9 protein-coding genes are annotated in these 13017 nt (G+C 66.6%); 7 read left to right on the forward strand and 2 right to left on the reverse strand.

Annotation, left to right across the window (positions count from 1 at the left end):
* Positions 1–8: 8 nt before the first annotated feature.
* Complete coding sequence (locus tag GA0116996_RS17535; protein WP_243419687.1) at positions 9–1763, reverse strand: type I secretion system permease/ATPase; 1755 nt, start codon at positions 1761–1763, stop codon at positions 9–11.
* A gap of 387 nt (positions 1764–2150) precedes the next feature.
* Positions 2151–3308: a glycosyltransferase gene (locus GA0116996_RS17540; RefSeq protein WP_092314189.1), complete on the reverse strand. Its 1158-nt coding sequence runs from the start codon at positions 3306–3308 to the stop codon at positions 2151–2153.
* 123 nt (positions 3309–3431) lie between these two features.
* Here GA0116996_RS17540 and GA0116996_RS17545 point away from each other — a divergent pair, with 123 nt between their 5' ends.
* The 7 genes from GA0116996_RS17545 (at position 3432) to GA0116996_RS17575 (ending at position 12896) form a co-directional block, all read left to right on the forward strand.
* The gene (locus GA0116996_RS17545; protein ID WP_092314191.1) at positions 3432–4649 is read left to right on the forward strand and encodes a glycosyltransferase family 4 protein; all 1218 of its coding nucleotides are present in this window, start codon (positions 3432–3434) and stop codon (positions 4647–4649) included.
* A 16-nt stretch (positions 4650–4665) separates the two neighbouring features.
* Positions 4666–4977, forward strand: a complete 312-nt coding sequence (locus GA0116996_RS17550; RefSeq protein ID WP_141693748.1) for a hypothetical protein — start codon at positions 4666–4668, stop codon at positions 4975–4977.
* A gap of 38 nt (positions 4978–5015) precedes the next feature.
* The gene (locus tag GA0116996_RS17555) at positions 5016–5417 is read left to right on the forward strand and encodes a GtrA family protein (RefSeq protein ID WP_165835177.1); all 402 of its coding nucleotides are present in this window, start codon (positions 5016–5018) and stop codon (positions 5415–5417) included.
* Positions 5414–7093 carry a DUF6311 domain-containing protein gene (locus GA0116996_RS17560; RefSeq protein ID WP_133250554.1) on the forward strand — a complete coding sequence of 560 codons (1680 nt, stop codon included), beginning with the start codon at positions 5414–5416 and terminating at the stop codon, positions 7091–7093. The genes GA0116996_RS17555 and GA0116996_RS17560 overlap by 4 nt, the downstream gene beginning before the upstream one ends.
* A gap of 5 nt (positions 7094–7098) precedes the next feature.
* Positions 7099–8148 carry a glycosyltransferase family 2 protein gene (locus tag GA0116996_RS17565; protein WP_092314199.1) on the forward strand — a complete coding sequence of 350 codons (1050 nt, stop codon included), beginning with the start codon at positions 7099–7101 and terminating at the stop codon, positions 8146–8148.
* A 662-nt stretch (positions 8149–8810) separates the two neighbouring features.
* Positions 8811–9422, forward strand: a complete 612-nt coding sequence (locus tag GA0116996_RS17570) for a helix-turn-helix domain-containing protein (protein ID WP_092314201.1) — start codon at positions 8811–8813, stop codon at positions 9420–9422.
* A 285-nt stretch (positions 9423–9707) separates the two neighbouring features.
* On the forward strand, positions 9708–12896 hold the full coding sequence (locus GA0116996_RS17575) for a hypothetical protein (protein ID WP_092314203.1): 3189 nt from the start codon (positions 9708–9710) through the stop codon (positions 12894–12896).
* Positions 12897–13017 lie beyond the last annotated feature (121 nt).

Here is a 13017-nt window from a genome sequence, read left to right on the forward strand (position 1 = left end):
GATTCAGATCAGGAATGTGTGCCGGTTGCGCGCGCGGGCTCGCCCTGCGCCGCCGCAGCTGGCTTGCCCGCGTGTTGCGGCTGCGCCCGCTGTTGCATCGCGCGCAGCACCTCTTGCGTCGGGCCGAATGCGTGCGAGGTGCCGTCCTGAAGCACCAGCAGCCGCGTGGTCACGGCCAGGATGTTGCTGCGATGACTGACGATGACGACGGTGGCGCCGCGTTCGCGGCACAGCGTGATCGCGCGCGCCAGCGCCGCCTCGCCAGCTTCGTCCAGGTTGGAGTTCGGTTCGTCGAGCACGACCAGCGCCGGCGATCCATACAGCGCACGCGCCAGCGCGATCCGCTGCTTCTGCCCGCCCGACAGCCCCGCGCCATCCGGGCCAAGCTCGGTGCCATACCCCTTGGGCAGCTTCAGCACCATGTCGTGCACACCGGCCAGGCGCGCGGCTTCGACCACCGTCTCGGCATCGACCTCGCCGAAGCGTGCAATGTTCTCCGCCACCGTCCCCGCGAACAGTTCGATGTCCTGCGGCAGGTAGCCGACGAACGGTCCCAGTTCATCCTTGTTCCATTGCCAGACATCGGCACCGTCGAGCCGCACCTCGCCCGCCAATGGCGGCCAGACCCCAACCAGCAGGCGCGCGAGCGTGGATTTGCCCGAGGCGCTGGGACCGATCACGCCAAGCACCTCGCCCGGCGGCAGCGCGAAGTTCACGTTCTTCAGCACCGGCGCCGTGCCCGGCGCTCCGGCCACAAGGCGCGACACGGCGAGCTGCCCGCGCGGGCGCGGCAGCGACATCGCGCCGCGCCGCGCCGGATTCGCCGCCAGCAGCTTGTGCAGGCGCTCGTGGGCCGCGCGCACCGCGCTCCACTGCTTCCACCCCCCGATCACGCCTTCGACCGGGCTCAGGGTCTTGCCCATCAGGATCGAGGCCGCGATCATCATCCCGGCGGTGATCTGGTTGTCCAGCACCAGCAGGGCGCCAACCCCCAGCACCATCGACTGCAACGCGATGCGAGCGAAGCGGGTCCATGCGCCGACCATCGACGCCTTCTCGCTCGCCTCGCCTTGCTTGCCGAGAAAGGCTTCATGAATGCGCAGCCAGCGCGCCTGCAACGGGCCCAGCATGCCCATCGCCTCGATCGCTTCGGCATTGCGCAGCGTCACCGTGGCCGACTCGGCCGAACGCAGCGACAGGCGACCCGCCTCGTCGAGCGGCTGGCGCGAGATGCGCTCGTTGACCACCGCCAGCGCGATCAGCACGGCAGCGCCGCACAGCGCGAACAGCCCGAGATGGAAGTCGAACAGGAAGATCACGCCCAGATAGAGCGGGAACCACGGCGCGTCGAAGAATGCAAACAGCGTCGAGCCGGAAATGAACTGACGCAGCGTGGTCAGGTCGTTGAGTGCCTGGCCGGCGATGTAGCCACCCTGGCGCAGGTTGGTCTCGAAGGCGGCGGTATAGATACGCCGGTTGAGCTGGGCGTCGAGCTGCGCACCGACATGGATGGCGACCTGGCTGCGCACATACTCCAGCACGGAGATCAGGGCAAACAGGCCCAGCGTGATGGCGCTCAGCATCCACAGCGTGGTCTCGCTGCGGCTCTGCAGTACCCGGTCGTAGACCTGCAGCATGTAGAGCGACGGGACCAGCATCAGCAGGTTGATCACGGCACTGAACACGCCGATATTGCGCAAGGCGCTCTTATGCGCGCGCAAGGCTGTCAGGATTTCACTGCCGGGATGCGCGGATTGACTCATATGGATATACGGATACACCTTAAGCACTGCTGAGAATGTCACCTGCCGAGGCGGGTCGCGTTGTGACGCGGTGTCACAAAGCAGGTGCGAATTCTGGATTAGGGCCGGGGCCGTGCTTGTGACGTCCATCACAAAAGTGTGTGAGGTGGGTCACGGTTGGTTTTGTCCTGGTGGGTGTCTGGTACTCCTTAGGCCATGCGGATTGCTGCCGTTTGGCGCGCGTGGCAGTTTCGCCGGCGTAGCCGGCGACCTGCTTCTTCTCCGAGAGCCTCCATTTCAGAACAGATGTCGGCCCCGCCGGCACCAATATCCCCAGGGACTTCGCCATCCCAATTCGTCAGTTGACGCGTGCTGGTCGCAATCTGCGCTCACGCCGCATCCGCGCGCTCACCAGCGCCGGAACTCCGGCTCTCCTACCGGTGCGGCGACGGCGCCGTTGCGCAGGACGCTCTCGTAGAGCGCGTGGTAGCGCCGCCGCATCGTGCTTGCGCTGAACTTTTCGACAAAGCGGGCGCGGGCATTGCGGCCGAGGGTTTCGGCCAGCGCGGCATCGGCATGCAAGCGCACCAGGGCGGCGCGCAAGGCGCGCGGATCGGCCGGTGGCACCACGTAGCCGGTGTGGCCGTGCAGGTTGACGTAGCTGCTGCCGGTACCGATCTCGGAAGACACCAGCGGCTTGCCGAACATCGCGCCTTCGAGCAGCGTGACGCCGAACGCTTCCGCGCGCAGGTGCGAGGGAAAGACGACACCCCGGCAAAGCGACAGCAGCGCATGCTTGTCGGCGTCGGGCAGCACACCGAGGAAGGTCACGTTGTCCAGCCTCAGTGCGGCGGCCTGCTGCCGCAAAGCCTCTTCCTGCGGCCCGGTACCGAGGATGACAACGCGGAATGCGGCATCGCGGCATGCCTGCATCAGGATATGCAGGCCCTTGTAGTAGCGGATCACGCCGACGAACAGGAAGAATCCCTCCCCCACCCGCTCGCGCCACATCGCGACGCGCGCGGGGTCGACTTCGCACTCGGTCGCGTCGATCCCGATCGGGATGGTGTGCACGCGCGCGCGATGGCGGCGAAGTACGTCGCTGGTGTCGAGGTAATTGGGCGAGGTGGCGACGATGGCATGCATGCTGTCCAGGAAGCGATGCATCAGCGGCGCGTACACGGGCATCAGCAGGCGCTGGCGCACGATGTCCGAGTGATAGGTCACGATCGCCGGCACGCGCACGCCGGCGGCAAAATGCAGCACGTCGCCGAACGGCCACGGGAAGTGGTACTGCACGACATCGGCCCGCGCCACCGCGCGCCGGAAATGCGCCAGCGCACTGAACGAGATCGGCGTCGAGGCCGGCGCCAGGTGCGTACGCGCGCGCGTGATGCGGACTCCGTCGATCTCCAGTTCGCGCTGCGCGCCATAGCCGTGCCGGCTGAGCGTGAACACCTCGTGCGTCAGGCCATGGGGCTGACTACGCGCCAGCTGGCGGATAACCTGTTCGATGCCCCCATATGAGTCCGGGTAATACACCTTGAAGACGTGAAGGATATGCATGGCAGTGCGTGGCTTGGCATCCGGCCTGGTCGGCGCTGGTGGCAGAGTCTCTCGTGGCACGCGCGAGCGGAGTGTGATGGCCGTCACAGAACGCAGGGCGCGGGCTCGCTATGGTTGCGCCTCATGTCCGAGTCCTCCTTCCTCCTGGCCGAGCCACTACGCGTTGCGGTAGGCGCCGTTTCGCTGTCATCCCCGCTGACCGGGATCGGCCAGTACACGCGTCACCTGGTGCGCGAGCTGGCGATGCTGGGGGCTGCGCCGCACTGCTTCCTGGGCGCAGGCTGGAGCGAGCCACCGGCAGCCGGCGCACAACCCTCGGCCGATGGCCCGGGGTCGTGCCACGCCGGGCGCGCGCCGGCATGGCGCACCGCGGCGCGAGGCCTGTTGCGGCGGTCCGGGCTGGCCCACCTCGCCTCGCGCGCGTGGCAGGCGCACAGATTCCGCGCCGGCTTGCCTCGAGATGCGGCGCTCTACCATGAAACCAATTTCCTGCCGTTCTGCTATGGCGCGCTTCCCACCGTGCTCACCGCGCACGACCTGTCGTGGCTGCGCCATCCGGAGACCCATCCCGCTGCGCGGGTGAGCCTGCTGCACCGGCACTTTCCGCGCGCGCTGGCCCGGGCCGACCGCGTGATCGTGGTGTCGGACTTCGTGCGCGCAGAACTGCTGGCGCTGTGCGAGGTCGATCCCGGCAAGATTCGCGTGGTCCACAACGGCGTCGCGCCGGCGTTCCAGCCCCGCCCCGCCGACGCGCTGCGGCCGGTACTCGCACGCCATGGGCTGCTGCCCGGCCGCTATCTGCTGGCACTGGGCACGCTGGAGCCGCGCAAGCGGCTATCGACCGCACTGCGCGCGCACCAGCGCTTGCCCGCCGCGCTGCGGCGCCATGTGCCGCTGGTACTGGCCGGCATCAAGGGCTGGCTGACCAGCGAGCTGGAGCGCGAGATGGCGCCCGCCGTAGCGCGGGGCGAGGTGCGGGTGGCGGGCTACATAGCCGACGCAGACCTGCCGAGCGTCGTCGCCGGCGCCTGCGCCATGGTCTACCCGTCCATCTACGAAGGCTTCGGCCTGCCGCCGCTTGAAGCCATGGCCTGCGGCGTACCGGTGATCTGCTCGGACCGCTCGGCGCTGCCCGGCGTGGTCGGCGACGGCGGCGTATTGCTGGACCCAGACGATATCGATGGCTTCAGCGCGGCAATGCTGCGCGCCTGTGAAGACTCTTGCTGGCGCACGGCCGTCGGCGCACTTGCCCTGCGCCGCGCCGCCGGCTTCAGCTGGCAGCGCTGCGCGCGCGAAACGCTCGATGTTTACGGCGAATTGCTCCGTGCCGGGCGCGGGTGACGGCAGGCGGAGGAATGTGACAGCCGTCACGGAACGAGAGCAGCCGGCCGGCTACGCTTTCCGCTTTGATCCTGTGAGAAAGCAAGGCAGCCAGAGCATGAGCCACGCCATTCAGTTCGACATCGTCGTGGACGGGTTCCGCATTCCCTGCACGGCTTCCGCTGAAGCCGGCTCGCAGGCGCGCCGTTCGGCCGGCGCGCCGGCGGCGGACATCGATGCCGCGCTGGAACGGCTCCAGCACGCCGCGCGCTTGCGCTTCCTGCAGGGCGCGGCACCGCCGGTGGTGGTCCTGCGCGAGCATCTGCATGCCGCCGGGGATTGCCCATGACGGGTCAGCGCGGCCACGGCGGCGCGCAAACGCTGCCGGTGCGCACGGCGTTCGGCCGTTACGTGCTGACGGGCTGCGCCCTGTTGCTGGCGGATCTTGCACTGTTCCTTTCGCTTACGCATGCCGGCATCGCACCCACGGTAGCGCAGGCGGCGAGCCGCGGCGCCGGCGCGATCATCGGCTTCATTGCGCACAAGCGCTATTCCTTTCGGCACGGCGGCATGGATGCGCGCGGCCTCCTTTCCCAAGGCAGCGGCTACGGCGCGCTGACGCTCGCCGGCGTGGCACTTTCACCTTTCATCCTCGCCCTGGCACTGCGGCTCTGTGGCGAGCGCTTGCTGGTCGCCAAGCTGGCCGCGGAGGTCGTGCTGGCCGGCCTCAACTTCATTGCGATGCGCTGGCTGTTCCGTTCGCAGCCGCGCTCGGCCGCTACGCCATGATGGCGAGCGTCTTGCGCGTGGCGGTCCGGCATGCGGCGACCGACCTGCCACTCGGCCCGCGCGTTGCCCTTGCGCTGCTGCTGGCGCTGGTCCTTGCCCCCGCGGCATGGTCTCCGGCGGTCATGCTGGGCACGGATCCCGCGTTGCGCTTTCCGCAGGGAGACCAGGCGCAGGCACTGGCCGGCGCCTGGTATTACTACACCGATAGCTGGCGGCTTCCGCTGTTCTCGATGCGCGTGCCCGGCATCGAGGCCCTGCGCAGCGTGATCTTCACCGACAGCATTCCGCTGTTCGCCCTGGCCGGCAAGCTGTGGTACCGGCTGGGCGGCGCAGCGCTGGAGCTGACGCCGGCCTGGCTGTGGATCTGCGTGTTCGGGCAGGCCTGGGCCATGACGTTGCTGCTGGATCAACTGGGCCTGCGCCATGCCATTCAGGTTGCCGCCGGCACCGTGCTGGCGCTGGTCATGCCTGCCCTGCTGTTCCGGTACTGGATGTGGCATCTCGCGCTATGTGGCCACTTTGTACTGATCCTGGCCTTGGCTCTGGCACTGCGCCCGCCCGAAGCCATGGTGCGGGCCCCGCTGGACTGGCGGTGGCCCGCGCTGCTGGTGGTGGCCCTCGGCATCCATCCCTACCTGCTCGCCATGAGCCTGCCCTTCTTCCTGCTGAGCGCGACACGCTGCGCGTCCACTCGGATGACGGGCGCGCCGCGCAGTGCGCTGGCCGCCGTTGGCCTGGCCCTGGGCGTGCTCGGCATTGCGCTCTGGCTCGGTGGCTACCTCGGCAACGGGCTGGTGCGCGGCAGCGAGGGCTTCGCCATCTACTCGATGAATCTGCTCGCCCCGTTCGGGGCGATGGGCAAGAGCGGCCTGCTGCCGGGCAGCGGGCACTTCGCACGCGGCACGCCCGGCCAGATGGAGGGGTTCAACTACCTCGGGCTGGGTGTGCTGGCTGGCCTGCTGCTGGTGGCGGGCGCCGCCTGCGCGGGGCGCGCGGCGCCGCTGCGCGCCGCGGCCCGGCGGCACTGGCCGCTGCTGGTGTTGCTGGCCGGCCTGACGCTTTACGCACTGTCCACCACCGTGTATGCCGGTGGCTATCGGCTGTTGCGCTACGACTGGCCGGGGGGCCTGCGGGGCCTCACCGCAACCTTCCGTGCCTCGGGCCGCTTCTTCTGGCCGGTGGGCTATGCCATTGCTGCCTTCGTGCTCTATGGACTGTCACGCTGCTACCGCCCGCGCACGGCCGCCGCGTTGATGGTGGCGGTCGCGACGCTGCAATGGCTCGACACCGCGGTGCTGCGTACGGTCGTGGTCACCGAAAAGCCGATGGACCCGGTGTCGTCGGATCCGCTCGTCGGCGCGCTGGTCGGGCGCCATGCCGCGGTCGAAATCCATCCTCCGGTTGGCTGCTCGGACGACCGTGCCGCGATGCATGGCGGCTTTGCCCTGCAGCTGCTGGCCGCACGCGGCGGCCTCGCCATCAACAGCCTCTCGGGCGCACGCCAGGACACCGACTGCACGCGCATCGCGGCAGACCTGTCCCGACAGGCGCTCGCACCGGGCGTGCTGGTCGTGCTCGGCCCGCCGTATGACGCGCAGTACATCGCCGGGCGCGGGTGGACAGCCTATTGCCTGGCCCGGCATGGCCTGCATTTCTGTAGCTCCGGCACCAGGTGATCCCCATGAATGCCAGCGAACCGACGGAGCTGTCCGTCATCATCCCCGCGCACAACGAAGCGGCCAGCCTGCCGCTGGCGCTGCCGCGCATCGTCAGCGAACTTGCTCAGGTCGTGTCGCGCTTCGAGATCGTCATCGTGAATGACGGTTCCACCGACCAGACCGCGGCGGTTGCCGACGAACTCGCACGGCGCCACCGCTGCGTGCGTGCCATCCATTTTTCCCGCAACTTCGGCAAGGAGGCTGCGCTGGAAGCGGGGCTGGCGTACGCCCGCGGGCGTGGCCTGCTCTTTATCGACGCGGACCTGCAGCACCCACCCGCCCTGATCCCGCAGATGGTCAGCGCCTGGCGCGCCGGCGCCGACGTGGTCAATGCGCGCAAGCGCCATCGCGGCGAGGAACATGTCGCCTATGCCGCGGCGTCGCGCCTGTTCTACCGGATGTTTGAACGCGCCACGGGCTTTGCCGTCGAAGGGGCCAGCGATTACAAGCTGCTCGACCGCCAGGTGGCCGATGCCTTGCTGCGGTGTCCAGAGCGGGACCGCTTTTTTCGGGGGCTGGTGGCATGGGTCGGATTTCGCCAGGTCGATATTCCCTTCGATGTGGCGCCCCGGGAAGCTGGGCATTCTTCATGGTCGGCGGCTGGCCTGCTGCGCTATTCGCTACGCAGCCTGGTGGCATTTTCCTCGCTGCCGCTACAGGCAGTCGCCATGGCTGGCTTTGCAGGGGTGGTGCTGAGCTTCCTGCTGATCTTGCAAACCGTGGCGCGATACCTCGCCGGTAATGCGCTGGACGGTTTTACCACCGTGATCATTGCGCAGGCGGCGTTCAGCAGCCTGTTGCTGCTTGCGGTAGGTGTGCTGGCCATCTATCTGGCACGCGTCTATGACGCGCAAAAGCAGCGGCCTTCTTTCTTTGTGCGCGACTCTGACGAAGGCCTGCGAAGCGGTATCGCATTGCAGGACATGGAAATCCACCCGGCACCGCCGCGCGTGCGGACGCCCGCGGCGGCTTGTGATGCCGATCACAGCCGGGTGGATCGCGAGCTTCTATAGTTGGACCTGTTGGCGCAATGACCCCGCCAACTTTCCCGTTATCGCCAGGCTGCCCCCGCACGCCTGGCATCTTTTTTTGGTGCCCTGCCCGCGTGTTTTCTCCTCTCTCGCGCAAGCGGCAGAGGTAGTACACAACTGGTGTTGGAAATGCCTGTGGTACCGGGGGCGGGTGCGGGGGCCGGCGCATCAACGAAGTAATGCGCCCGGCCCCGACTCAATGTGAACCCCTCCGTATTCGTCGCGTAGGCCTTGGCTTGGCGGCCGACCCGGCATGTGGATGCCGGCTGACTGGCGCGACCGTGACGTGCTGATTCGGGAAGAGCCGCTCCGCGGCCTCTTTGGCCTGGGTGCAGCTCAGGTACTCCCCATTGAAGACGACGGCAAACTCTCCGACATGCTGCTCGATCGCCCAACCCGTTTCCGTACGAACCACTATTGTTATTCGTTCAACCACCTTCATTCCCCGTCGAGCCGTGCTTTGCATCACGGTCTATTTTCATTGGTAAAGCCAAAAGCTCAATGCATGGATCGAACCAATATTCCTGTCGGCGGCCCCTTGTTCCGGGACCGTTCCTTTCGGACACTGCGGGTCTATGGTGCCCTTATTCGGGCATCCACTCATCACCCAAACATGGGTTGCCTGAGCGATCCTGAAAAACGGCATGGACCTGGCATCTTTGCCACAATCACCAAAATCGCAACAACAACGCAACGGAATTATTAAAGTCATTCCGTTAGAAAGCAAGACAACTTTCGGCCGGGTCGACAGACACCCCACCAAAGGGGACTGCCGCAGCAATGCTGTGACACCTGTCACACCCCTGCACGCATTCCATCGGCTAGCCTTGCCTTTCGACAGGCACGCAATACCGGGTGCGCTACTCAGGGCTAAGAAAAAGATGCATGACGTGGAGTTCATCGAGCACGAAGGCCGGCGCTTCGTATTAATTCCAGAACGGACATGGAAGGACATCAAAGGGGGCATCCAGCGACTGCTGGCGGAAACCGGCAATGGTTCAGGCATGGCCTCATCGTTCGCCCCGCCACTGCTCGTGCAGGCCGCAATTGCGGCCGGCAGTTCGGAACTGCGCGCATGGCGCCGCTTCCGTGGCTTGCCCAGTGCCCAGCTGGCCAAACGTGTCGGCGTAACGCGGGCCTATATCTCGATGATCGAGACGGGCCGGCGCCGGCCCGCCGCACACTTGCTGCAACGGCTTGCGCATGAACTGGACATCCCGGTCTGCGCGCTGGCAACCAACCACGGCGACAGGTAGCGCGTCACGCCGACGGCGCGTTGACACCAGGCTCCATCGCAAGCGCTTCGTCGCACCGTTGCACGGCCACCGCTTTGCGCGTTTTTGTGGCCCCAGTCACTGTTTCGGTTTGCGCATTTCCGGATACTGCCCCCGACGCGTTATGCAGCGTGTCGCAGCCTGCACTGCCAATGCTGTTGGCAGTGCAGGCTGCAACGGAAGCGAGATCCGGATTTCCTACTGGCCCGCGGCGCGGGATGGCAGGCCGAAGTCCAGATCGCTTGTTTTTATTCCCAGGAGAACACTATGGCAGCATCTGCCTACTACGATCAGGTACAGAAGGTCTACGTCGCCTACTACGGCCGCCCGGCCGATCCGACGGGCCTGGAGTTCTGGGCCACCAAGCTGGACGGTGTCGGTGGCAATCTGAACGCGATCATCGACGCCTTTGGCAACTCGGCCGAGTCGACCGCGCTTTATGGCGGCCAGACCCACGGCGAGAAGATCAACGCCATTTACCAGCAGATGTTCGGCCGCGACGCCGAGCCCGCCGGTCTCGCCTTCTATACGGGCCTGCTCGCCGCGAACCCGCCCAAGGCAACCCTGGCCAGCATCGCGCTGGACATCGTCAACGGCGCGCAAGGCAGCGACAAGGTCGCTATCGAAGCCAAGCTGGCCGCCGCCGAAGGCTTTACCGCCGCGCTGAACACCACGGCCGAGATCCTGAAGTACAGCGGCGACTGGGCCGCGCAGCAGGCACGTGACTGGCTGAAGCCGGTCGACCAGGCCGGCGAGGGCTCCAATCCGCAAGCCGTGATCGACAAGATCGTCGCCGGTCCGGCGCCGCAGCCGGGCAGCAAGGTGCTGACCACCGCCATCGACACCATCACGCTCGGCGCCGCCGACACCGTGACCGGCGGCACCGAAACCCTGACCCAGGGCGACTCGATCAGCGGCCCGGGCAAGGTTGTCCTGAGCCTGGCTGCCAAGCAGGACCTCTACTCCGGCACCACCATCGCCGGCGCGAGCAAGGTCACCATCCAGCCCACCGGCGATGTGGCCGTCACTACCAAGAACTGGACCGACATCCAGCAGGTCGTGGTCGAGAAGGTCAAGGGCGACGTGAGCCTCGAAGACCTGCAGGGCGCCGCCACGCAGTATGACCTCGTCGACGCGATCCAGGCCGAAGACAAGATCACGCTGAACTTCGACGGCCAGCAGATCCAGGGCAAGGAAGCCAACGTCTCGGTCAAGGAAGTCAACGCGACGGTGGAGATCAACACCGATGCCGGCTTCGACGTCGAGACCATCAACCTGACCATCAACGACGACAAGGCTGGCTTCGAGTCGAACCTGACCGACCTGATCGGCGATGGCACCAAGACGCTGAACATCAAGGGCGGCCAGGCCGGCCTCGACTTCGGCATCAAGGGTGCGCTGGACTCGACCCTGACCACCATCGACGCGTCGGGCGCGCTGGCCAACCTGAGCCTGAACATCTCGGAATCCGACCAGCAGGTCAACGTCAAGCTGGGCTCGGGCAACGACGTGCTGAACGTCGGCGACTCGCTGCGCACGGGTGACGTGATCGACGGCGGCGCCGGTGCCGACAAGGTCGTTGCCGTGTTCGACGCCAACGCCACGGTCGCCGAAGCCAACCGTGCACCGACCATGAGCCGCGTCGAGACGCTGGACGCCACGTTCCTGAACGCGGTCCATCTGGACGGCACCAACATCAACGACCTCGCCACCATCAACCTGAAGGCCTCGAGCGGCCGTGCCGACTTCAACAACTTCGACAGCACGCTGAAGACGCTGAACATCCAGGGCAACCTGGCACAGGGCGTTGAGGTGGACTACGACGGCCAGGCGCTGACCACGCTCGATATCAACATCGAAGGCACCACCAGCGTGATCGGCAACGCCGGCAATCCGTCGGGCATCCGCGTCATCAACGCCGACAAGGTGGCGCTGAGCCACAACGGCAGCGAGAGCGTGGTGATTTCGCGTGGCCTGCAGGTGGATGACTCGTTCTCGGGCCGCTACACCACCGACCTGTCGATCACCAACAACTCGGCAGGTGACCTTACCATCGCTGGCAACAACTTCACGGACAGCGTCATCCTCGACGGCGACACCGTGCAGCGCCTGACCATCAAGTCGACCGGCCTGGGCGATCTGTCGCTGGGCAGCCAGTTCGAGAGCCTGATGGATGAAGCGACCAACCTGCAGCACCTGGTCGTGGAAGGCGCCACCGACAGCGACATCGAGATCGGCCGCGTGGGTGATGCCCGTGCCGCCGGCGACCTCGAAACCGTGAAGCTCAGCACCGGCGTCAGCACCGAGTTCACCTCGTGGGGCATCGATGCCGCCGGCGCCGACAAGCGCGCCACCATCACCAGCATCGACATTGCTGCCGCGGCTTCGGGCCATATGCACCTGCTCGGCGGCTTCGAAGGCGGCGAATGGCTGCAAGCGGCATCGGTCAACCTGATGAAGGTCGACGTGGCCGCAGGCGCGTCGGTGAACGGCGACGCCAGCGGCACGGTGTGGGCGAATGGTCAAGGCCTGGGTGGCCTCGATATCCCGGCCGCCTACTCCAACCTGGTGCGCCTGGACCTGGACGAACAGGCCGGCGCGGACAGCAAGCTGATCCTGTCGGGCGCCGGCGAGGTCACCGGCTTCGCTTTCGAGGACAACAACTTCGCCACCATCGATGCCTCGGCCCTGAAGGGCAGCGGCGTGACGATCGTGATGGAAGATCCGTCCGACGCAGCCGCGTTCACCTTCATCGGCTCGGGCCAGAACGACCGCGTCTACGCCTCGAACAGCGCTGACAACCTGAGCGGCGGCGCGGGCGACGATGTGATCTACGCCAACGGCGGTGCGGATATCGTCAACGGCGGCGCTGGCAACGACGCCCTGTACGGCGGCGAAGGCAATGACACGGTCGACGGCGGCGCGGGCGATGACTTCATCGCCGGCGGCCTCCACGCGGACGTGCTGACCGGTGGCGCGGGCGCGGACTCGTTCTACTTCAACTTCGACCAGAACCACCTGGCCGAAGCCGGCAAGTCGACCAACCCGGGCGCCGCGGCCAAGCAGGACGTCATCAGCGACTTCAAGGTTGCCGAGGACACCATCCTGGTCGATGTGGCCAACCCGCTGGCCCAGGGCGACTACGCCATGTACGTGACGAACGCCCCGGGGGGCAACGGCTTCCCGGCCTTCGGCTACCACATCGGCGAAGGCCTGGACCCGGTCAACGTCGTGATCCGCGTGGGTACGTACAACGAGGACGGTTCGTTCAACTACAACGCCAACGGCACCGACCTGCAGTTGCTGTTCAACACCGAAGGCCAGGCGTTCAACCCGCTCGACTTCACGGTGAACAACGGCGCCCAGGCCTTCGTGCAGGCCGAGCATGAAGTCGCGCTGCTCGGCGCGGCGAACCAGCTGGGCAGCCTGTCGACCTCGGACCTGGTCTGGATCTGATCGTCACCTGGTAGGTGTAGCTTGCAGTGGGAAGGGCTGGCCGCGGGCCAGCCCTTTTTTTCCAGCCGGATTGCCGTGCGCTGGTCCCGCCTGCGTCCCGCGACCGTATGCGCCCGCTCGC

Source organism: Cupriavidus alkaliphilus, assembly GCF_900094595.1.
GTDB lineage: Bacteria > Pseudomonadota > Gammaproteobacteria > Burkholderiales > Burkholderiaceae > Cupriavidus > Cupriavidus alkaliphilus.